A 22,759-nucleotide genomic window follows, 5' to 3' on the forward strand; every position below is an offset into this window, starting at 1 on the left:
AAAATACATTAGCAAAAGGTGTGGACTCTGTATCCCCAATCTTTAAAGGTGTAGAAATAATGCTCGATGGAAGTGTCGCTAGAACTGGAACGAACTATAGCGGGAAATTCCAAGAAGCCCATGATGCCTCAAAGGCGAGTATTCAGAGTAGGATTTCGAATTTGGAGAGTAGTGGGGTTAAGGGTACAGGCAAAGGTACTCAAACTATAAAAATTAAACCGACTAATGAAAGAACTGCAGAATATGAAGAAGCTATGACAAAAGCAGCTAGAGATTTACCTCCTTATAGTAGAAAACCTAATAAACCAAGAGATTTTGAAGAAAAAGTAGTAGATGATTCTACAGGAATTACTACTTATACATTTACATCTAAGAAAAATGGGGAAACTTATAAAGTTAAATATGATAAAGATGGTTACCCAATTTTTAATTCAAAATATGAAACATCTTTATCAGAGTCATATCATATAGAGCCTGACTCAGTGCAGTTAAAATATCTCTCACAAAAATTATAGGACGATATAATGAAAGATCCAAACTTAGCAAAACAATTCAGCCAAACAGATATTGAGTTATTTAAATTAGGTAAGAAGCCAAAATCAGTCACATGGCATCATCATCAAGAGACTGGTAAAATGCAACTTGTTGATTACTATGAACATCAGGTTGCGGGTCATACAGGTGGTAGAGCAATTTGGGGTGGTGGAGATGACGGTAGAACAGGTAAACTGAAGAAAATTATTTTGGAGATGATAAAATGAGCCGAGTAACTTGGCTATTTACGGATGGAGCGATAGATGAGCAAGTAATTATTGCTGTGGAGAATTCATTTGGTGTCAGATTTCCAGATGACTACCGTGAATGCATTAAAAAAAATAACGGTGGTTATCCTGAGCCTAATATTTATGATATTAATGATGATGAGGGTGGAGCAGTCTTTGATTGTCTATTAAGTTTTACAAGCAAAGATGCAAATATAGAAGTTGTTTATGAATTAACTTCACTTCCGGAAGGTATTATTCCATTTGCAAGAGACCCATTTGGGGGACTTATTTGTTTTAATTACTGTGATACTAAAGATTCTCCGTCAGTAGTTTTCTATGATCAGGAGTCAGTGAATGAGGATAAAATTAAATTAATATGCGACTCTTTTTCTGAATTGATTGAGAGATTATACTCTGATTGAGAAAAACAAAATGAACAGGAAAGAAGGTTAATTGTATGAGGAATTTAGATTTTGAATATACTTTTACCCCTATTGGCATTGAAGATATCGAAGATTTCGAAAATAAGTATGGTATATTGTTACCTGATGATTATAAACAATTTTTGCTGTCTAAAAATGGAGGGAAAACTGAGCAACGAAGATTTAAAACTAATGATACAACTAAGAAAGGCGTAATAACATCGTCTGTTTCAATGTTTTTTCCTCTATCAATAGAAAATGAAATAAATCTAGAAGAGAAATTAAGAAGTTATAATTTGATGCAAGTGGTACCAAGTAATTTTCTTCCAATTGGAATTGACCCCGCGGGGAGTTTGATTTGTTTATCAATTGATGGGAAAGATAGAGGTAGTGTATATCATTGTGATATGGATTACTTTGAAGAAGATAACGAGTTAAGAGAGGAATACATCCGACTAATTTCTAAAAGTTTCTCTGAATTTGTGGATAATTTATATATTCCTGAAAACTAATGATAGGATTTTATTGATTGGAATTAGTTAATAGTTGGTTAATCTCTTTAATTTAAACGGGGCTTTCTTTATGGTCTAACGACCTAGAGAAAGCCTCTTCTTTTTCCCCGAATTATTTAAAAGTACAACATAGGGGACGGGTGAAGGTAGTAGGATTATTCCTGGTACTCCGGGTATTGCAATAGGAGGAAATTCTACTAAATTAGGAAAAAATATGATGACAGAAATGGGGCTTAGACGTTCAACTAAATGGAGTGGATATCAAGCACAGCATATTATTCCTTCTGAAATGGCAGATAATCCTGTCATTAAAAAGATAGGTATGAACTTTGATGACTCATCAAATGGTATTTTTCTAAGAGTACCAGATGATAATATAAGTACAATGGCTAGACACAGAGGATATCATTCTGTTTACAATGAAGTAGTTGCAAGAGCATTAAATAAAATGGATATTAGCCAAAGTATTGATAGTTTACAAAAGCAGGTATATGATTTGCAAAAAAATTTAAGAAAATTACAGGGGAATGGTTTACCATTGTACCCAAGCCAAGGTGCAACAGTAGAACTCTGGGAAAGAAAGCTAAAACAATTGGAAATGCAAAATAAGTAAATATCAGTAAGGTGGTAAGGTGTAATGGAAAATAAAGATATTAGTTTGCTTGAAGAATTACTTTATAATACAAATAAAGAGGATACAATTAGCCGAATAAAGAATATAGATAATCCAATACTCCTTCATTGTTTTGCAGCAAATTATAATTGGAATAGTGGATTTGATATACCAAATGCAATTCTTGAAAACAAAGATTGTGACTTAGGAACGGGATTACTAATGTTTCATTATGCAGACGGATATCGATTATTAGAAAGTCCAGAGGAAGTTTCGAATTCTCCATTACAAGAATGGAAGGTTTTTATATTAAAACTTCAAAATAAAATTATGAATTTGGAGTTTAAAACACAAAATATATCATTTAGCTCTGAATTAACAAAAATTCAAATATTCAAGTTGAAAAAAAGGAACCCAAGTATTTCAGATATTCTTATTAATGAGTCACCAGGAAATATAATTGATATTCCTAAAATATAAATAAATATTAAAAACTCATTACAGTAAATAAATGAGCTTAGTTATAGTGATTTTATAAACCTTACTATACTAAATTATATTTTATGGACGGATATAATAAAGTTCGTGGTGCTAAATTTAAATACGCATAAGTATATATGAATAAAAAATAAAGTATATGTGAAGTAGATAGAAAAAATAAAAGGTTTTTTGAAAGTATGTACTCCATCATGGTTGTACCATCATGGAGTACTGTGTGCAATGATAGAATAGAAAATAAAGTAAAATCTTAGGTGAGATAGCATTTTATTTGGCGATGAATATAAACATATGGAATGTATATTAAACTAACGAACTCATACAAACTCGTAAGTGTTAACATAGTCGTTGTCACGACATATAAATGGTGTCATACTGTTACTACAAAATTTATAAATTTATACTACTTAAAAATAGATGAACTTAAAGCACTCGATTGTCGATTAAAGGCAACGAGTGTTTTTTTGCGTATTAGCGTAGAAATTTAACAGATAACTATAATTTTATTATGTAAAATTTTTACATAGTTTTCTATACAACTAAAGAGAAGAAAAATGTTCACTATTACTTTCATTTCTGTTATAAAAATTCTACAATAGAAGACAGAACGTATATTTGGTATAATCAAAATATACTATATGAAATGATGTACATGAGTTTGAAATTCATGTAATGAGGTAAGCAATACATAACAATAGCTAATATTTAAAGTTCTTGTACCTATAGAATTCAATTCATGTTATATAAATCAATTGTTAGAAAGGAAAAGATGTAATGAATCAAATTTCATTTGAAGATTTATTTGAAGAAGAAAAAGAAAAGGTGGAGGTAGCTGAGGTATGTAAGGTACCAGCCCCTTTATCACCATTACAAAAAGATATTTTAGAATTAATTGATTCTGAAGAAATAAGTGCGCTTGAGCTATGTGAACGATTAATACGATCTGGTAAAATACCCGATGAAAGATTCACTACGAATAAGCCTAAAGCATATGGACAAGTATGTTTACTATTAGAAGGTTTTGTTACAGAAGGAAAACTTATTTTTATCAAAGATGATGAGAAAAGAGATAGGGTATATAAATTGAAAGAAGAAGTTTGAGATGTATAGGGGGGAGATGAATGATTGGTTCCCTTTAACTTGCAGTTCCGTTAGTCTAGTAATGTCCACTAAAAAGGTGTCAATCTCTCCTAGATTGACACCTTCATACTTTTAACATCTTACATACTTACGCTTGAAACCAAGTCTTCCTCTATCAAGTTCTTTCTGAATACTTTCAGAAGCATTTAACAAACTGCTTTTTTTATTCTCCCGTTTGACTTCAACTATACCAACTTCTTTTGCAATCTCGACTGCTTTTTCATGTAGTGGTACATATGAGATTGCTACTGTGTTTAGGAAATTATTCATAGCGGATTTTGTTCGTTCTGGAGAATGATGAATTGTATCTTTCACCATTTCAAGCATATCGGAAATTTTACTTTCGGAAAATTCATTGTCTTTGCGGTTTCCTAAAAGCCAACAGTAGCAACTCCAGCCTGCAGACATTTTAAGCTCGTCCCCACTTGCAATCCATTTATCAGCAACATCTTGTGCGATATTTGACTCCGATAAAGTTACTGCCACTACATAATCAGATAGCATATAAAAATATGCCCCGTCTATCCAGCGATCAAAATCAGACTCACTCATAGCTTTTGGATCGGCAATAATACCTGCAAAGTACATAGCATCGTAGTTGCCTGTGGCATAAAGCTCTTCAGCTAACTCTTGATTTAATTTTATTTTTTTAGCGATTGGTTTCATAGCACCTGTAGCAACTCCGAATACTGGCTCATGCGCACCGTTAGATATGTATATTTTTTTCATTCGTTCCTTACCTAGAGCTTCAAGTTCTTGCATAACTGTTTTAAAATCCATAGTTGTGCAACTTCCTTTCATCATGTAAAAGCCTTTTTAAGCTTTTCGTATTTCATATGTTAATACTAATTGTATTCAAGAGGTATGTCTACTTTCTAAAAGTATCGAAACTTGGTTTGAATTTTAGATGAAATAAATTAGCTCTTTATTGTAAATAAAGAGCTAATTAAAAGGGTGGTATAATATAGAAAAAGTGAATGATGAAAATCAAATAGGGGGTATTCAATTGGAAATAAAATTGAATCGATTATATAGAGAGATAGCGGAAACGGTTCATGCCATGATTCCAGAAGAATGGGAGAAATTTTATTTTTATGCACAAATATCAGAAGCTGGAGGGGGAACTTACTTTTTCTATAACAACTTCAGAAATAAAGAAAATTATAAGTATAGTGTAGAAATTCCTTTTAAATACGAAGTTAATGAAGAGGAGTTTGAAAGGAAAGAAGATTCTTTATATAAAGTGAGTAAGGAATTAAGAAATGTTTTCAAAGATAATCAGCAAGAGCTTTGGTACTCTTTTACAATGTCTCTGGAACATAGTGGGGAATTTAACATGCATTTCGATTATACCAATTGGCTCGACACAGAATATAGTTTTAGTGATCAAATGATTATTTGGAAACATAAATACTTAGGTGAAGTACCAATTAATGAAAATGATAAAGCGCTAATTAATAAGTATGATAGTGAATTTCCGAATAACCCCATTTAACTAAATGGAAAGAAGAAATGTTTTTCATAAAAATTATGAGTTTTAAAGTAGTCGGTAAGTTATAGAATTGGTTCTGCAAGATAAAAAATAAAGGAGAACTACAATGGAAGTACATGGAATAGTTTCAATATGGTTAGGTAATATGAAAACGCAAGATCAGTTGGATACATATATAGATGTTACGTATGATGAAGAAGGAGACGCTATACCAGCGAGTTTTTTTGTTGATTTTAATATAGATATGATTGATGTAGATGAGGATTTTATTGAAAAGGAAGTGTTAGAAGAAGCAAGTGATGACATTTCTATGTTATTAACGGGATGTTCATATGATGACAAAATACTTTCTCGAATTAACGAAGAAGTTAAATTAAAGAAATCCTACAATTCTATCATATTAATTTATAATTTTCAGTATGACAATTCGGTTAGTAATTTTGAAGGTTTTAATTTTGTAACTACTACAAGCTATCTATAAAGGTAAGAAGGTCACTGTAAGGTAAGGGAGCATGAAAAATATGTATAGTTTTTCCAATAAATATTTGGTATGATGGTGAATGGGAAAAATATACAAGTTTTTAGTGGCTCATAATAGGGGGATTGAATTGAAAAGAACGATTGAATTCGTACTAGGTTTAATTGGTGGCATTATAGGAATTATTATTTCCATACTATTAATAGTTGTAGCGTTTAATATTATGGAAGGTTTTGATTATGAACTTTTAGCTTATTACTCTATTATTTTAACGGTTCAAATAGGATTGCTTATTTTATCATGTTTAGTAAACAAGGTTAATAATAAAGTTTATGGAGTTTGTATGATTGTGATTCCTATAGTTATGTTGTTTATGTCATTATTCTTTTTACTTATTCCGACAATTTTACAAATTATATCTGGTTCATTTGCATTTAGAACATTAAAGTTAGAATCGAATGTAAGCTAAATATAATTATTAACGTCTGAATATTCGGTTTTTTAAACATTTTCGTTTGCAGTTCAAATTAACATAAAGTACAAAGTTGTACGCTTTAGGAGGAGAAATAAATGATTATTTGGTCTGGTTGGGGTTTTTTAGTCGCAATTATTGTAATTATTAATACTCTTTTGGGTAAGGCTATCTTTGGATCTATAACGGGGGACGCTACATATTTTCAAGATCATAGTTGGCCAATGGCGGTAATGTTTATTATATCAGGGGTTATGTCTTGGTATTTAGGTAAATATATTAATAAGCCAGATGGGAAAGTTTATATAGATACCGAAACTGGTGAAAAAGTTATGTTTAACAAAAAGCACTCATTATTTTTTATAAAAATGGAATATTGGGGACCGATTCTAGGAGTTATTGCGATTGTAACTTTAATTACAAGATAAAAAAAGAGGATGGGTATAGCAAGAGTAATCTATTCAAGTAAAAGGAGAAATCAGTCATGAATACAAAGAAACTACTAGGGGTAGCAGTTCCGGTCATGTTGTTATTTGGTTGTGGAGTTTCTGAGAAAACGAACACTTCTAAACAGGAGAAAACAGAAGAGTCTAAAGTAAAAGAATCGAAGTCTAATAGTAAGAAAGAAAAAGTTTCAAAGGAAGACTATCCTAATAAAGTGTATAAATTAGGGATAGAGTTTGATAAGTTGTTTGCGGAGCATAACAATATTACAAGAGAGGTTTTTGACGGTAAGAAAAAGAAATCAGATATAGTAGATAGTGTGAAAGAATTAAATAAAACGTTAGATAAATTCGAGTCGATAGATCCCCCTGCAGAGTATGTAAATCAACAAAAGGATTTTGAAAAAGCAATTAGTTATTTTAGAGAGTCTTTTTCTTTAATCAATGAAGTATTCACCCGAAAAGAAAAAAGAGAAAAAGGCGATAAGACTGATAAAGAGTTAATGGAGAAATCCGAAAAGTTAGTGAAAGAAGGAGATATTTACTGGCTTAAGGCATTCAAAGACCTTGAAGGGGATATTAAAATCGGTGACGGTACAGTATCTGTGAAAGATTTGAAAGAGTTAGATAAGAAAGCTGGAATTAATACGGATAACGTTATGAAGAATGTGAAGGATGGTACGGAATTAATTGGTAATTGGGGATTCAAAGGAACAGACGGTTTCATTATGTCACTTATTTTAAAAGGTGATAAGACATTTGAAACGTATGGTAAAGGTGAGTATCCAAATAAAAAGAATTATATTGAAGGCACTTGGGAATATGATAAGGAAGCTTTTACAATCTATTTACATCTCAATAAACGTTTAGTAGACGGTGTAGAAGATACAATTCAAAAAAAGAAAATAGCATATAAAGTTCAAGATTATGATGGGGAAAATTTGCAATTATTTAATGAGACGTCATTTCATACAATTAAGTATGTGAAGCAAAGTTAAAGTTATGGAGGACTAGGTTTAAATGGCCTGTTCCTTCATTAAAGTGTGGGTATGTAAATAATATGTTATCTTTCGTTCTGTTTACTTAGTATCATGTTATTCTTTAATAGAGTAATAAATGGAGTTTTACATTAAATATATGAGGTTGGTTAAAAATGATAAAGAAATTCACTAGGTTAGTATTAATAGTGGTTATGCCAATCAGTCTTATTACAGGTTGTGGGGCTACTGAAAAAACTGAAGCACAAAAGCCGAAAGCGGTACAAACGGAGAAAAAGGACTATATGGATTATTCATATGGTAGCAAAGGTATATTAGTAAGTGGCAAAGCGAAAGAACGGCAACAATACGAGATTGGATATATGGATGATAATAAGTTAATTGGGATTGACGAAAATATTGAAGACTGCATTATTTTAGATAATAAAGATGAAGCAGGCCTCATTTGGAAACAAATAGAGCGTGGATTTATTATTGAAGTGCAATACGGTAAGGATCGCAATGATATCGTAGGCGTGCAATTCGTAGGAGATCGTGAGCCATACGAAATTAGTGATAAGTTTGATCGAAATACGATAAACGAAATTGTTGAAAACGTTAAAGGGAATTTGTAATAGATGTATTTCGATAGTATAGGATCTCTTATTATGAAATTGTGAATCAACGGCATTTTTTATATGAAAATGCCGTTGATTTGTGTTAAAAAATAAATGCTATTCTATAGTCTTGTAGAAAAACACGTATTAATCATAAATGAATTATTCTTCGTTCAGCTGTGATGATCGCCGCAAGGTTATTATCCAAAATAAAAGAGCACAAGCACTAATAGATACACCTAATATGCATACGCCATCCCAACCATATTTTGCATACGTATTTGTTGAAAGAATTGCACCTGTTGCACTACCGATAGAATAAAAAATCATGTAACTGGCAGTAAGTCGACTTCTTGCTTCGGGACGCACTGTGAACAGCATACTTTGATTGGTGACATGTACAGCTTGCACCGCTAAATCTAAGAGGATAATGCCGAAAATTAGTAATAATAGAGAGTGATTAATAGATTTAATTAGGAGCCATGAAAGTACTAATAAAGATAAAGCTATGCCAGTTGTTCTTTGTCCTAATCCTTTATCAGCTAATTGTCCAGCTTTAGTAGCAGCTAATGCACCTGCAACTCCAGCAAGGCCGAACGCACCAATAGCTGTATGTGAAAGATTATGTGGTGTAGCACTTAGAGGTAATACTAAAGAAGTCCATAAAATACTGAATGAAGTGAAAATGAGCAATGCTAATATTCCGCGAATGCGTAAGAGTCGTTCTTCTATAAATAATAAGAGTACAGAACGTATTAACTTCCGGTAAGGCATAGTTGTCATTCTGCTCTGTCCAAGAGTAGGTAAATTACGATATAACAAAACAGTTACGAATAGTATAAGGGTAGCGGAAGTGAGATAAACGGACCGCCATCCAGCTAAGTCTGTTAATGCGCCTGCAAATGTACGCGCAAGGAGAATGCCTATTACAACGCCGCTTGTAACGAAACCTACTATGCGTCCACGTTCTGCTGGATTTGCTAAAATTGATGCGTATGCGACGAGTGTTTGCGTAACTGTTGCAAGAATTCCTACTAAGGCCATACCTATAAAAAGTACGATGGCCGAGGGAGCGGTCCCAATTACAATTAAAACGATAACGGATAAAACCATTTGAACAATAATGAGTCTTTTTTGGTTTAATAAGTCACCAAGTGGAACTAATAAAAGTAATCCGATTGCATAACAAACTTGAGTAATAGTAATCACAATACCGATAGTTGAATGACTAATCTTAAATTCATTTGATAAAGAATCAAGTAGCGGATGAGCGAAATATATATTTGCCACCGCCATCCCGCAAGCTATTGCGAATAATAGAGTCATGTAGCGGGACATGTTTGTGCTAATAGGTGAATGTAACTGGGGATCATTATGTTTAAGAGTGGTCATCATCTTTTCCTTGCTATTCATAAAATCAGCTCCATTTTGTATTGTTGTAAATAACGTACCGAACGGTATGTTATTTTGTAAGTAAAATATAATCTTGAGTAAATATATATGTCAAGTTTCTTTTGATTTAATTCCATTTTCTTTGACACATCGTTTATAATTTAATACGATATATAATATACTGATTGGTACATAAAGTGTTAGTTTATAATTTGAAAATGTAGAGGAAGGGGATATTTTTAAATGGCTCGACTACGCGAATTTGATGAAGAAAAAGCTTTGGATGCTGCTATGCAACTTTTTTGGGAGAAAGGATACGCTGCTACTTCATTAAGTGATCTAACTGCAAGAATGGAAATACAAAAACCGAGTTTATATTCAGCTTTTGGTGATAAAGAGGGCTTATTTGAAGCGGCATTAAGGAGATACACAAATTTACATGCGGCTCGTATACGAACAAAACTTCAAAACGAACAATCTGTAAAAGAAGCAATTCAGATGTTTTTTGAAAATATGGTGGAAGAGGAATATAAAAAAGAGTTCAGTAAAGGCTGTTTTTGTATTAACACAATGGTTGAGCTTGCTCCTCATAATGAAAAGTTTGAAGTACTGACTAGAGAACACCAAATGTATCTTGCAGTTATTTTTCAAGAATTAATCATGAAAGGAATTCGATCAGGAGAACTACAAAGTGATTTGAACGCTAAAGCATTAGCGCAAACATTAGTCACGTCCTTAATTGGATTAACAGTGTTAATGAAATCACGCCCAGAACGTTCCGTTATAGATAATTCGGTATCTATAATAGTATCGTTAGTAAAATAATTTTTGAGTGAGATGTTAATCAGCAAATTAAATATTAAGAAAGTCGATTCCTTATTAAAATAAGAAATCGACTTGTTATAATTATATATTTTGTAAGTTGTCTTTCCAAAAATTATAGCTATTATCAATAACTTCTTTTAATTTGAAATAATTTTCTCAAGTAACTTGCACGTGGTAGAGAGTTTCTCCATCGTCTGTAAAAATACCTGAGTAATCATCTATATACTTCCACTCATCCTTATTGTTAAAGTAGTACATTGCGAATTGGTTGCCCTCATCATTTAACATGTTGTCTGCTAAAACGCCATCCCAGTTTATATAAATTTGTGTGCCAGTCATTTGTCTAAGTTTAAATTGATTAATTTCGTCTGGAGACTCTTCTTCAAATTCTTGACTAAATAAATTATGTTCAATGATCCAGCCTAAAAACATGCCAGTATGTACAAATGCTTTTGACGGTATTTGTAATTAGTTGTAAAATAATGTTTGTTGACGGATTTTGTAAAAAGTATGTTAGATGAAATTCATCTGTAGGGATGACATATAAATATTTTCTTAATGGTTATAAAATATAATTATTTAAATATGTAAATAAAAAGAAGTCATATTAGAAGTACATAGTAGATTCATATTTTAACAAATTAATGTGAGAATAAAGGGAGGTTGAGATACATACACGGCGGGAATGTGTATGTATCTATTATAATAATGAATAAGACAATCAAACAACAAGTAATCGCACTATCAACAAGTCTAGTGATTTTAGGGAGCGTACCTTTATCAGCATCAGCAAAAGAGTTGAACAAATCTCAAACTGATCAACTTAATATTGCCCAGGGAGAAAATGGAACGAGCGGATTAAATTATTCTAATTTCAAGTTGGAAGTTCCTGATCATGTACAAGTTAACGAAGCAGAAGTATCTGAAAATGAAAAAATTCTTTTAGAAGAATATAAGCATAAACATGATGAAACAGAAGAATTAAACAAAATGCAAGATGCTAAGAAGGGGCAAGTAGCAGAAAAGGAAGCTATTTCAAACATTGAAAAGGCATTTGAATCTGTAGATGGTCGAAATGATGGGTCTGATCGTCAAATGAAACCTGTTGCAAAGCCAAGAGGTATTCAATATAGCGCACAGAGTACGAAGAAATATGGAACACTTGCAGGAGTTCCATTTGTGGAGTGGATTGTTCCAGCAGGAAATCCTGATATTCGTCCTGCAAATCCGATGAAAGCACGTTACATTACAATTCATGAGACCGCAAATACAGCCGCTGGTGCTAATGCTGAAAATCATGCGAAATATTTATACAAGCAAGCAACTGAAGGCACTTTCCGAACAGCTTCATGGCATTTTACTGTAGACGATAAACAAATTTATCAACACTTACCAACAAACGAAAATGGTTGGCATGCAGGAGATGGAGATGGATCAGGAAACAGGGAATCTATCGGTATCGAGATCGCGGTTAACCAAGATGGTGATTACAATAAAGCATTAGAAAATGCAAAACGACTTGCAGGTTATTTAATGAACAAAGAAGGAATTGGTGCAGATCATATTTACAAGCATCAACAATGGAGCGGGAAAAAATGTCCTGACATTTTAATTTCACGTGGTAATTGGGCTGGTTTCGTACAAGGAATTCAGTGGTATGCAAATATAAATGCGCAGATTGATACGCCTTTACAAGATAAAAATGACTCATTTAATCCAAATGAAAATAATCCAGCTGAACCTAGCATGGAACTAGTGGTAAATGGTAGTGGCATCAATGTACGTAGTGATGCGGGTATTGAACATCGTGTTGTACGTAAAGCTTCAAACGGAGATCGTTACAAAGTATTAGCGGTTAAAAATGGTTGGTATAAAGTAGGTAATGGAGAATGGATTTTCTATGACCCAAGTTGGATTAAAATTAACTACAATGTACCAAAGGAAGAAGTACAAAAACCAAAAGATGATATTACAGGTGGCTGGTTTGAAGGGCATATTCGTAAATTAAACAGTCTAGGTATTATGCAAGGCGAAGGTAATGGTGTATTTGCGCCATATCGAAATGTAACGAGAGCGGAGTTTGCGAAATTAATCTCGAATGCTCTTAAACTACCAGAGGGAAATAAGTCATTTGTAGATATTAATGAGGCACATCCATCACTTCATGACGGTATTAAACGTTGTGCAAGTGCAGGAATTATTAATGGTCGTGGTGAAGGGATTTTTGATCCTAACTCACCAATTACTCGTGAAGAAGTATCTATTATGATTGACAAAGCATTACGATATAAAGGAATTACAGGTGAGTTAGTAGCATTACCATTTACAGATAAGCATTTAATAACATACAAAGAATCGGTTCAACGATTATACAGTCTAAAGGTAGTTAATGGTATTGGAAATAATGAGTTTGATCCTAGAGGCACAACAACTCGTGGTCAGGCAGCTGCCTTTATTGTGAAGATGTTAGATTCAATGCAAAAATAAAATGAAACTTTAATCAGTGAGGGTCACTCGCATTGCAATCGAGCAGTTTATTCACCGAATTTTGAAATGAGAGTGTTACTGCCCGCAAATAGCAGAAGAAATTGTATGTAGAAGCTGACATTGGTAGAAGTAAAAAATAAGAAGAATTTGAAAGGAGCTATCCAAAATAATAATTTTGAATAGCTCCTATTTAGTAGGAAGAAAAAATTGTATTTGATAGATTGTAATTAATGTAGAATGCCCTTCCAAGCCCCTCATAAGCCCCTACCAAGTAATAAATCACTAAGAAAAAACAAAAACAAAAACAACTACAAGAACAAAACAAGCACGAAAAAATGAAACCGGCGTTGTAGTAGTAAAAAAATTGTAATTCGAATGCCAAAACCATTCCCGCATGCCTATCTTTATAATGAAGGATTAAAATTTTCCTATTTACTAGCAAAGAGTGGAGGGAAACATATGGCGGTATACCGTAATGTGCAGGTGAACTTTTGGCAAGATGAATTCATATTAGATTTAACGCCAGAGGAGCGTTATTTTTACATATATTTGTTAACTGGTACGAAAACAAAGCAATGTGGTATTTACATATTACCGAAGCGTGTGGCAGAGCTTGAAACAGGTTATAGTATGGAGACTGTTGAGAAGCTGCTAAACAGGTTTGTTGAGTATGGAAAGATTCTATATGATACGAAAACGAAAGAGGTATTCATAATAAACTGGTTACACTATAACCCTATTTCAAATACGAATGTGGAGAAGTGCGTATTACGTGAGTTAAAGACTGTAAAAAGTAATGAGTTCATACATATATTTTTACGTAAATGCCTTGAAGAAGAATACACGATTCCATTATTATTGCAGTATTTTGGTATGCCAGAAGAAGAGGATAATAGTAGTTCACAAGTAGTTATTGAAGAGAAAGAAGAAGCGGAAGAGATAGAAACCATAGAAGAGGGCGTTCCAAATAGTGAAGTTTATAAGTTTTATGAACAAAATATTAGTAGTTTATCCCCATATATTGTGAAGGAATTGAAGAATTGGATACAAAGACTTTCTGGAGAGAAAGTGTTAGAGGCACTTAAAATTGCGTTTGAAAATAATAAGAAAACGTTAGTTTATGTGAAGGGGATTTTGAGGAATTGGTGTAAGAAAGAACGAATAGATTTTAGTGAAGGAATCCATAGGAGAGAAGTATTCGGTTTGTATGATCCATAGTTTGGATAAGGATTTTTTCTAGTCTAAAAGGTTCTTTTACTATAGAAGCGAATAGTGTGAGAAAGGGGTGGTTATATGGAAGTCGTTATAAAGAAGAAACGAAAAAGAGGAAAAAGAATTTTTATTTGGGCTAGTAGTATCGTTCTTTTTTTAGTTATTTCCGCTGCGATTTTTTTGAATATATATACGCTGAAATCTATGCCAAAGATAGATGGAACGATAAAGCTAGAGGATTTACAACACGCTGTTACGGTGAAGCGGGATAGTAAAGGTGTCCCGCATATTAAATCGGAAAATGCACATGATTTATATTTTTCGCAAGGATATGTACAAGCGCAAGATCGGTTGTTCCAAATGGATTTAAGTAGAAGACAAGCTTCTGGTATGTTAAGTGAAGTTGTTGGGGAAGCAGCTGTTGACCGAGATAAATTGTTTCGAACACTCGGTTTACGGCGAGCGGCAGAAGCTTCAGTTAGTCAATATGATGGAGAAGCAAAATATGCCCTGCAGTCATTTGCTGATGGGGTGAACGCTTTTATACGTGAGGCAAAAGTGGAAAAGAAATTGCCGGTTGAGTTTACTATATTAGGTTATGAGCCTTCTGAATGGTCAATCGTGGATTCTTTAACAATTGGAAAGTATATGGCGTTTGACTTAGGAGGACATTGGCATGGACAGGCGTTTCGATATTGGGCGCTGAAAAACCTTTCGAAAGAGCAAGCAAATGAGCTATTTCCTAAATATCCGAAAGATGCTCCTAGATTGCTAGCTGAACTGAAAAATACAAATGTGGACGTAGCGCAAAGTTTTTCAAAAACGATAATTCCCCCGGAGTTTAACGGTAGTAATAACTGGGTTGTGAGTGGTGAGAAGAGTGCGTCAGGTAAGCCGATTTTAGCAGATGACCCTCATTTATCTCTTGCGACACCTTCTATATGGTATCAAACGAGACTTGAAATGAAAGATTTAAATGTGAGTGGCGTTATTTTCGCTGGAGTACCAGGTGTTATATTAGGACACAATGACAAAATAGCGTGGGGCGTTACGAATACGGGGCCTGATGTGCAAGATTTATATATTGAGAAGAGAAATCCTAATAATGAAATTGAATTTCTGTATAACGATAAATGGGAGAAAGCTACCGTTGTTGACGAGTCTATTAAAGTAAAAGGCAGGAAGACAATTCCTTATAACGTTACGATTACGAGGCATGGGCCAGTAATTTCAGAGTTTGCGGATAAGGGGAAGGAGAAAACGAAAACAGTATTTGCTTTAAAGTGGACTGCTTTAGAACCGTCAGCTGAGTTAAAAGCTGTATTAAATATGAACAAAGCAAAAGACTGGACGGAGTTTGAAACCGCTCTTCAAGATTTCCATACACCAACCCAAAACTTTGTGTTTGCATCAAACGATGGCACGATTGCTTATAAAGCGAATGGAAATATACCAGTGCGTAAAAAAGGCGATGGTAGCTTGCCTGTTCCAGGATGGACAGATGAATATGAATGGGAAGGGTATATCCCGTTTAATCAACTTCCAAAAGTAATCAATCCAAAACAAGGGTTTATTTCAACTGCGAATAATAAAATTGTTGATGATGATTATCCGTATCATATTAGCAATACGTGGGCGCAGCCATATAGGCAAATGCGTATTCAAGAATTTTTACAAGAGAAGGAAAAGTATACGGTGAAAGATTTAGAAGAGTTACAGATGGATCAAAAGAATTTATACGGGAAAGAGTTTACTCCTATATTTTTAAAAGAGTTAAATAAAGCATCTTTAAATGAGGTAGAGAAAGAAGGCGTAAACCAATTAACAAAGTGGAATTTTTACGATAGTAAAGATGAACCGGCACCATTAATATTCTATTTATTAATGAAAGAGATTTCAAATACGTTATTTTCAAAAGAAATACCGAAAGATGTAATGAAGTTATTTGAAGGGAAGTCACAAGTTGTTGATGAATTGATTCGAAAAGAAGTAGCGGGAGAAAATAGCGCGTGGTTTACGAAGTACGGAGGTTTCACAAAAGTTGTGCATACATCGTACGAGAATGTAATGAAGAAATTGCAGAAGGAATATGGACCGGATGTTGGAGAGTGGAAGTGGGGCGATTACCATCAACTCGCTTTTACACATCCAATTTCAAAATCATCTAGTATGTTAGCACTACTCGCTTTTAATCGTGAGAAACCAGTCCCGATTGGCGGAAGTCAAGTTACCGTGCAAGCAGCGAGTTACGGCGATAACGGCATTGTAAATCACGGGGCTTCTTGGCGATTTGTTATTGATACGAAAGATATGTCAAACGGTTATCATATCGTAGGACCAGGACAATCGGGACATTTTAGAAGTGATTGGTATCATGATCAAATAGATGATTGGGTAAGTGGAACGTATCATACGACTACATTGAATACGGAGGGAATAGAGGGGAAGGTGCTAAATTTAGAACCGAAGTGATAGGGTGTTTTTGTTTGTGGAGGGACTAGTAATAATCTTTTTGATAATGAAAGCTTATCATTTAGAACATAACCCAGTTCTTAAATAATTTTAACAGCCAGCCTACTATCATTTAATTTGATAGTAGGCTGTTTCCATCTTCGAAATACGCTGTAGCAACTTCTTCAGGATTACGATTATTTCCACATGCTGCAAGTGCTGTAACAAATAAAGCCATTACAACTATTAACATGATTATTCCAGTTTTGAGGGGAATTAGTTAACAAAGACCAGGTATTATTTGCAACAGAACGGTCCCTCTGTACCCCTTGTTTCGTCATTTTTCTACGCCATCCAACTTGACAAATGTTTTTTTATCAAACTACAATGAAAATCATTATCAATAATGTAGGGAGGATACTTTTGTCAATAAATGAAAAACAATATATTTATAGGTTAATAACCAGATCTTGTTAAGTCGTATGTACTATTTTTAGTTTAGCGTTGCCCAGAATGTACACCAATTAATCTCGCGAATTACAAGAAAATTATTATTGAAATGAGGCGTGCATTGTGAAGTTGGACGTGAATGAGTTAGCAGAGTATCTTGCCAATAATCCTTTCCGAGTAGAAGGAGTATATCGTTATGCTAAAAATCCAGGTGTGCCTTGTGCTGAGTCTACAGATTCTTTCCCAGGATTTGTATTTCCACTTACAGGGAAGACGCAATTTCAATTTAATGGTACGCCGTATATCCTTTCCCCAGGAAAAGTTATACATGGGGGTGCAAAAATGACATTAGCCCATAAAATGCTTGGTGAAATAAACTGGGAATATATTCTTGTTTTATATCAGATAAGCAATCCAGAACGAGAAGACTCTGGCTTTACTCATCAGCATTTTGAATTATTAACAGGACAATCTCCTCGTCTTGTCGAATTACTTATGCGTCTTTGGGATGTGTATAATCAGCGTGGAGGCATTTCGATGCTTCAGACCGAAATGCTGTTTCGCGAAGCGTTGAATGAAGCTTTATTAAGTGTTGTCAATAGAGAAAACAACTATGAGTCGCATACTTTATTCGAACGAATATCTAGTTACGTTCGCCAATACTATTATAAAGATATTACAATACATACGCTTACAGAACAAAATAATGTTAATCGAAATCGTCTTTCTTACGTGTTTAGAAAGCATGCAGGTATGGGGCCAGCAGAATATTTATTGAACTATCGTATAAAGATGGCTCAAAAAATGTTATGTACAAGTGGTGTGCCTGTACAACAAATTTCGCAGGCTGTTGGAATTGCAGACCCTTTTTATTTTAGTAGAGTTTTCAAGAAGCGAGTTGGCATTTCGCCTACTAAATATCGCGAGAAGTTCATCAATAATCCATACTAATGTCAACAGGGGTCCATTCTTATTTGAAAATCACTGTTCTATACTTATGGAGAGTTAAAGGAAACATTGGATTGAAAGAACTTTCATTGAAATCACTCCTTTGTACTATCTGAATGAAAAGTTCTGGCCGGAGCATTTTCTTTTTAAGCGTAATGACGACTTTTTTACTTAGATTATTGTAATATAGTGGAAGTTAAAAATGAGGAGGGATTATTATCCATTACCAACCTATTAAACTAAATGACGAGTTATCTAAAATTAACGATTATTGGTATCCACGAGTGATTGGTGAAATGAATGATGATCAAATTCAGCTTTTTAAAGCTAATGGAGATTTTATATGGCATGAGCATCCTGATACGGATAAGCTATTTATTGTGCTTGAAGGGGAGATGTTCATCGATTTCCGTGATGGACAGGTGAAAATTTCTAAGGGCGAGATGTTTATTGTCCCGAGAGGCGTTGAGCATAAACCTTTCACTGAAAAGGAATCCCACATCATGTTGGTAGAGCCTAAAAGGGAAATGGATTGATAATCGTAAAAAGATAAAAAAGGAGCGGAAATCCGTTCCTTTTTTATTTATCTTACTATTTTTAGGGGCTTAGTATGAGTAAGATGTGAATAAAGGATGAATAGCATTTTTATCAATAAAAATTTATTGGATTTTTTGTGGAATATATATGAAACGTTGTATAAAATAATCAAGAAAGCCAAAAATTATAGGGGGAAAGTTGTGAAGAAAAATAAGAGTTTAATAAGTTTTTTAGGAGTGTTTATTATGTTGTTTTCTTTTTGTTTTCAAGGAAATGTACAGGCAGATGTAAATACTGTTCAATCTGGAAAAATCAAATCAGGAAACGTAACAGTATGGGAAGTTGGAAATGTAGCGAAAGTATTAGCGGATGTGGAGCGCTTAAATTTAAATACAGTAAATGTACCGATTCAAGTGGATATCCCAAATGTGACTTCTACTAACATGGTAATTAATCAAGCGCAAAAGCAACAAGCTATTATTTTAATTCAAGAATTATTAAAGCGTAATATTCAAGTTATAGTGGAACCGTTCCCGTATATTCAGCAGGGGAATGTTGGAGAGACAGAATGGAACCCAAGTAACATTAATGATTTCTTCTGGAATTGGAAGACGGTTATTCTGCAAGATATTTTTAATTCCATTACAAGTAAATACAATGTGTATGGACTAAAGATTGCTTCTAATTTCGTGAATATGGAGTATGCAGAAGGATACTGGAGCGATACAATTGATTTTGTTCGTAATCAGTATAAAGGAAATGTTTTGTATCAAATGAACTGGTGGTTAACAGCAAGCTGGGACCCTTCTTATGAAGCGAAGTTTAAAGAGAAAATCAATCGTCCGTATTTAAAAAAGGTGGATATTGTAAGTATTGATAGTTGGTTTGAAGTTTCAGGAAAAAGAAATCCAACATATGAAGAAGTAAAGAAAAGTTTATTTGCGACGACAGTGTATAATCGTGGACAAAATGTTGTTCAGCAATTGGAACAATTACATAATGCAACAGGAAAACCAGTTTACTTCGGTGGGTTTAACGTTCCGGCGCGTGAACTTGGATTACAAAATCCGTGGAATCCAGATGTTTCAAATGTGTTTTCAAAAGATGTACAATTAAATGGATGGCGTGCTTACCGCGATGTATTAGAACCGAAACCATATTTTAAAGGTTTTTCAATTTGGTTTATTGGCTCTAATGATAGTACACATGCGTATCAAATACATAGTAAAGAAACAGAGGCAGTTATTAACGGGTGGTACCGAAAATAATTTTTATAAAATAGGTAAGTTTTAAAGATTACTACATATATTTCTAGTGAAAGGCCTTTCACCATCTTATCACCTAGGGGGCAATCATAATGAAATTTTTGTCTTACCTTACAGTAATTTTGGTGATTCTCGGCGGTTTGAATTGGTTGTTTGTAGCGTTAGATTACAATGTAGTTGAGAAATGGTTTGGTTCTATGCCGGCGCTTGTGGACACTATTTATTGGCTCATTGGTCTTTCTGCTATTTATCAAATTTTTGATCGGTTCTTCACGGACAATTAGCAATTATACTTTATTACTAGAGTGTTAAGTACGATTATGTACTTAACACTTTTTTGTATGTTTATAAAAATAGTTTGCACATGCAAGCGATTCCATTGCGTCTTGCGCCGTAATAATAGAAAACAAATTGACCACGTATTATATTTTGGGTTATAATTCAGAAAGTTTAAAAATTAATAAAAATGAGAAATAGGGAGGTTATGAGGGTAATGGAGAGAGTCTATAATTTTTCAGCAGGACCATCAATACTCCCTTTGCCAGTTTTAGAGAAAGTGCAAAAGGAGCTTGTAAATTATAACGGGACAGGCATGTCTATTATGGAAATGAGTCATCGATCTTCTTATTTTCAAAGTATTATAGAGGAAGCGAGTAACTTACTTCGTGAATTAATGAGCATCCCTGATGAGTATGATGTTTTATTTTTACAAGGCGGTGCGTCATTACAATTTTCTATGATACCACTGAACTTAATGAATACGTATAAAAAAGCTGGATACGTACTAACTGGCTCATGGTCTAAAAAGGCACTGCAAGAAGCCGAAAAAGTTGGGGAAGTACAAGTGATTGCTTCTTCCGAGCAAGAGAAGTTTACTACGATTCCTAAACTGGACGGTTTACTAAGCGATGAAAAACTAGATTATGTACATATTACAACGAATAATACAATTGAGGGGACAAAATATGTGGATATTCCACATATAGAAAGAGTGCCGCTCGTTGCGGATATGTCCTCAAATATTTTATCAGAACGATATGATGTTTCGAAGTTTGGTCTTATATATGCGGGAGCGCAAAAGAATTTAGGGCCAGCGGGCTTAACGATTGCTATTATAAAAAGAGATTTAATTGGGGGAGCAGATCGCTCTTGTCCGACAATGTTAAATTATGAAACTTACAGTAAAAATAACTCCTTATATAATACACCGCCATCCTTTAGTATTTACGTAACAAAACTTGTACTAGAGTGGTTGAAAGAGCAAGGCGGAGTATCTGCGATTGAAGAACAAAATAAAATGAAATCTTCACTTATTTATCATTTTTTAGATGAATCTAAATTGTTTACTTCACCAGTTGACCCTGCGTATCGATCACTTATGAATATTCCGTTTACAACACCGTCAGAAGAGCTGAACAATGAGTTTTTACAAAAAACGAAAGAACGCGGCCTTGTTACGTTAAAAGGACATCGCTCAGTCGGTGGTATGCGTGCAAGTATTTACAATGCGATGCCAGTACACGGTGTACAGCAATTAGTAGATTATATGAAGGAATTTGAGCTTGAGAATAGATAGGGAGATGGGGATATGTTTCGTGTTCAAACGTTAAATCAAATTGCAGAAAAAGGCTTGCAAGTTTTTACTGAAGAACGTTATGAAGTAGGAGATAGAATCAATCATCCAGATGGAATTTTGCTTCGTAGCTACTCTTTACATCAAGAAGAGTTTTCAAAAGACTTAAAGGCGATTGCAAGAGCTGGCGCTGGTGTAAATAATATTCCTGTCGAGCGATGTACAGAAAAAGGGATTGTAGTATTTAATACACCAGGAGCGAATGCCAATGCAGTAAAGGAACTTATTATCGCCAGCCTTATTATGTCTTCACGTAACATTATTAACGGTGTAAGCTGGACGAAAAATTTAGAGGGTGAAGAAGTACCGCAGCTTGTTGAATCAGGAAAAAAACAATTCGTTGGATCAGAAATTGCAGGAAAACGTCTAGGTGTAATTGGTCTTGGCGCAATCGGTGCTTTAGTTGCGAACGATGCGTTAGCGTTAGGGATGGACGTTATTGGATATGACCCTTATATTTCAGTTGAAACAGCTTGGCGTCTTTCTACACATGTGCAAAGAGCATTTAGCCTTGATGAAATTTTTGCAACGTGTGATTATATTACCCTTCATATTCCTCTTACAAATCAAACGAAGGGAATTATTGGGGAACACGCTATAGAGAAGATGAAAAAAGGTATGCGTTTATTCAATTTCTCAAGAGGAGAACTTGTAGATGAAAATGTTCTTCAAAAAGCGTTAGAAGAAGATGTTATTACGCATTACGTAACAGACTTCCCGAATGAAAATGTGATAAAGATGAAAAATGTAACAGCGACGCCTCACCTTGGTGCATCTACGTCCGAATCAGAAGAAAACTGTGCATTCATGGCAGCGCGCCAATTACGTGAATATTTAGAGACAGGAAATATTCGTAATTCAGTAAACTATCCAAACGTAGAATTGCCGTATATCGGAAAGAAACGAATTACAATTATGCATCAAAACGTCCCGAATATGGTAGGGCAAATTACAGGATGCTTAGCGGAACATCATATTAATATTGCCGATATGATTAATCGTAGTAAACATTCTTGGGCATACACAATGATTGATATCGATAACGGAATTGATGATATAATAAAAGAGAATATTGTAGAAAATATAAGCAAAATTACAGGTGTTGTAGCCGTTCGAATGATTGTGTAAAGG

Annotated in this window: 23 protein-coding genes and 2 pseudogenes; 22 read left to right on the forward strand and 3 right to left on the reverse strand. The window is 34.0% G+C overall.

Annotated elements, in window-relative coordinates; translation table 11 throughout:
- Window positions 1–20: 20 nt before the first annotated feature.
- The 6 genes and pseudogenes from ASE54_RS10875 (at window position 21) to ASE54_RS10905 (ending at window position 3,910) form a co-directional block, all read left to right on the forward strand.
- Window positions 21–761, forward strand: a pseudogene (locus ASE54_RS10875) (HNH endonuclease).
- Window positions 758–1,186 (forward strand): SMI1/KNR4 family protein, encoded by a 429-nt coding sequence (locus ASE54_RS10885; RefSeq protein WP_000092333.1) that lies wholly within the window; start codon window positions 758–760, stop codon window positions 1,184–1,186. The pseudogene ASE54_RS10875 and the gene ASE54_RS10885 overlap by 4 nt, the downstream one beginning before the upstream one ends.
- Window positions 1,187–1,221: 35 nt before the next feature.
- Window positions 1,222–1,698, forward strand: coding sequence for an SMI1/KNR4 family protein (locus tag ASE54_RS10890; protein WP_001245027.1), 477 nt, complete (start codon window positions 1,222–1,224; stop codon window positions 1,696–1,698).
- Between the two features lie 217 nt (window positions 1,699–1,915).
- Complete coding sequence (locus tag ASE54_RS10895) at window positions 1,916–2,311, forward strand: AHH domain-containing protein (RefSeq protein ID WP_000138112.1); 396 nt, start codon at window positions 1,916–1,918, stop codon at window positions 2,309–2,311.
- A 24-nt stretch (window positions 2,312–2,335) separates the two neighbouring features.
- Complete coding sequence (locus tag ASE54_RS10900) at window positions 2,336–2,791, forward strand: DUF4274 domain-containing protein (protein ID WP_000428103.1); 456 nt, start codon at window positions 2,336–2,338, stop codon at window positions 2,789–2,791.
- Window positions 2,792–3,583: 792 nt separating this feature from the next.
- A complete protein-coding gene (locus tag ASE54_RS10905; protein ID WP_001071909.1) occupies window positions 3,584–3,910 on the forward strand; it encodes a DUF3895 domain-containing protein in 327 nt (108 codons plus the stop codon).
- Between the two features lie 111 nt (window positions 3,911–4,021).
- Here the strand turns inward: ASE54_RS10905 and ASE54_RS10910 are convergent, their stop codons facing one another.
- Window positions 4,022–4,729 (reverse strand): DNA alkylation repair protein, encoded by a 708-nt coding sequence (locus tag ASE54_RS10910; protein WP_000346308.1) that lies wholly within the window; start codon window positions 4,727–4,729, stop codon window positions 4,022–4,024.
- A gap of 226 nt (window positions 4,730–4,955) precedes the next feature.
- Between ASE54_RS10910 and ASE54_RS10915 the strand changes: the two genes are divergently transcribed.
- The 6 genes from ASE54_RS10915 (at window position 4,956) to ASE54_RS10940 (ending at window position 8,446) form a co-directional block, all read left to right on the forward strand.
- Entirely contained in the window at window positions 4,956–5,444 is a 489-nt protein-coding gene (locus ASE54_RS10915) for an antitoxin YezG family protein (protein ID WP_000403540.1), read from the forward strand.
- Window positions 5,445–5,547: 103 nt separating this feature from the next.
- Entirely contained in the window at window positions 5,548–5,922 is a 375-nt protein-coding gene (locus tag ASE54_RS10920) for an immunity 22 family protein (RefSeq protein WP_000451788.1), read from the forward strand.
- A gap of 127 nt (window positions 5,923–6,049) precedes the next feature.
- Window positions 6,050–6,388, forward strand: coding sequence for a DUF4064 domain-containing protein (locus ASE54_RS10925; RefSeq protein WP_000831394.1), 339 nt, complete (start codon window positions 6,050–6,052; stop codon window positions 6,386–6,388).
- Window positions 6,389–6,489: 101 nt separating this feature from the next.
- Window positions 6,490–6,819, forward strand: coding sequence for a hypothetical protein (locus ASE54_RS10930; RefSeq protein WP_000587855.1), 330 nt, complete (start codon window positions 6,490–6,492; stop codon window positions 6,817–6,819).
- A 56-nt stretch (window positions 6,820–6,875) separates the two neighbouring features.
- On the forward strand, window positions 6,876–7,832 hold the full coding sequence (locus tag ASE54_RS10935) for a DUF3994 domain-containing protein (RefSeq protein ID WP_001093044.1): 957 nt from the start codon (window positions 6,876–6,878) through the stop codon (window positions 7,830–7,832).
- A gap of 155 nt (window positions 7,833–7,987) precedes the next feature.
- Window positions 7,988–8,446, forward strand: coding sequence for a hypothetical protein (locus ASE54_RS10940; protein WP_000591639.1), 459 nt, complete (start codon window positions 7,988–7,990; stop codon window positions 8,444–8,446).
- A 144-nt stretch (window positions 8,447–8,590) separates the two neighbouring features.
- Here the strand turns inward: ASE54_RS10940 and ASE54_RS10945 are convergent, their stop codons facing one another.
- A complete protein-coding gene (locus tag ASE54_RS10945) occupies window positions 8,591–9,841 on the reverse strand; it encodes an MFS transporter (protein WP_001085015.1) in 1,251 nt (416 codons plus the stop codon).
- A gap of 222 nt (window positions 9,842–10,063) precedes the next feature.
- Between ASE54_RS10945 and ASE54_RS10950 the strand changes: the two genes are divergently transcribed.
- The gene (locus ASE54_RS10950) at window positions 10,064–10,645 is read left to right on the forward strand and encodes a TetR/AcrR family transcriptional regulator (protein ID WP_000113331.1); all 582 of its coding nucleotides are present in this window, start codon (window positions 10,064–10,066) and stop codon (window positions 10,643–10,645) included.
- An 81-nt stretch (window positions 10,646–10,726) separates the two neighbouring features.
- Here the strand turns inward: ASE54_RS10950 and ASE54_RS10955 are convergent.
- Window positions 10,727–11,107 (reverse strand): annotated as a pseudogene (locus ASE54_RS10955) (hypothetical protein).
- 246 nt (window positions 11,108–11,353) lie between these two features.
- Here ASE54_RS10955 and ASE54_RS10960 point away from each other — a divergent pair.
- From ASE54_RS10960 to ASE54_RS11000, 9 genes are all read left to right on the forward strand, one after another.
- Window positions 11,354–13,132, forward strand: a complete 1,779-nt coding sequence (locus tag ASE54_RS10960; RefSeq protein ID WP_003309690.1) for an S-layer homology domain-containing protein — start codon at window positions 11,354–11,356, stop codon at window positions 13,130–13,132.
- Window positions 13,133–13,507: 375 nt separating this feature from the next.
- A complete protein-coding gene (locus ASE54_RS10965; protein WP_003264558.1) occupies window positions 13,508–14,350 on the forward strand; it encodes a DnaD domain protein in 843 nt (280 codons plus the stop codon).
- Window positions 14,351–14,425: 75 nt separating this feature from the next.
- Window positions 14,426–16,816: a penicillin acylase family protein gene (locus tag ASE54_RS10970; protein ID WP_000454314.1), complete on the forward strand. Its 2,391-nt coding sequence runs from the start codon at window positions 14,426–14,428 to the stop codon at window positions 16,814–16,816.
- Between the two features lie 552 nt (window positions 16,817–17,368).
- Window positions 17,369–18,196 (forward strand): AraC family transcriptional regulator, encoded by an 828-nt coding sequence (locus tag ASE54_RS10975; RefSeq protein ID WP_000762793.1) that lies wholly within the window; start codon window positions 17,369–17,371, stop codon window positions 18,194–18,196.
- Window positions 18,197–18,489: 293 nt separating this feature from the next.
- Window positions 18,490–18,729, forward strand: a complete 240-nt coding sequence (locus ASE54_RS10980) for a cupin domain-containing protein (protein ID WP_000997179.1) — start codon at window positions 18,490–18,492, stop codon at window positions 18,727–18,729.
- Between the two features lie 201 nt (window positions 18,730–18,930).
- Complete coding sequence (locus tag ASE54_RS10985; protein ID WP_000739769.1) at window positions 18,931–19,998, forward strand: hypothetical protein; 1,068 nt, start codon at window positions 18,931–18,933, stop codon at window positions 19,996–19,998.
- Between the two features lie 89 nt (window positions 19,999–20,087).
- Complete coding sequence (locus ASE54_RS10990) at window positions 20,088–20,279, forward strand: DUF378 domain-containing protein (RefSeq protein ID WP_000670803.1); 192 nt, start codon at window positions 20,088–20,090, stop codon at window positions 20,277–20,279.
- Window positions 20,280–20,488: 209 nt separating this feature from the next.
- Window positions 20,489–21,571: a 3-phosphoserine/phosphohydroxythreonine transaminase gene (gene serC, locus ASE54_RS10995; RefSeq protein WP_000442938.1), complete on the forward strand. Its 1,083-nt coding sequence runs from the start codon at window positions 20,489–20,491 to the stop codon at window positions 21,569–21,571.
- A gap of 12 nt (window positions 21,572–21,583) precedes the next feature.
- A complete protein-coding gene (locus tag ASE54_RS11000; protein WP_000490227.1) occupies window positions 21,584–22,756 on the forward strand; it encodes a 3-phosphoglycerate dehydrogenase family protein in 1,173 nt (390 codons plus the stop codon).
- Window positions 22,757–22,759 lie beyond the last annotated feature (3 nt).

Origin of the sequence: Bacillus sp. Root131 (assembly GCF_001429475.1) — a bacterium.
GTDB lineage: Bacteria > Bacillota > Bacilli > Bacillales > Bacillaceae_G > Bacillus_A > Bacillus_A thuringiensis_S.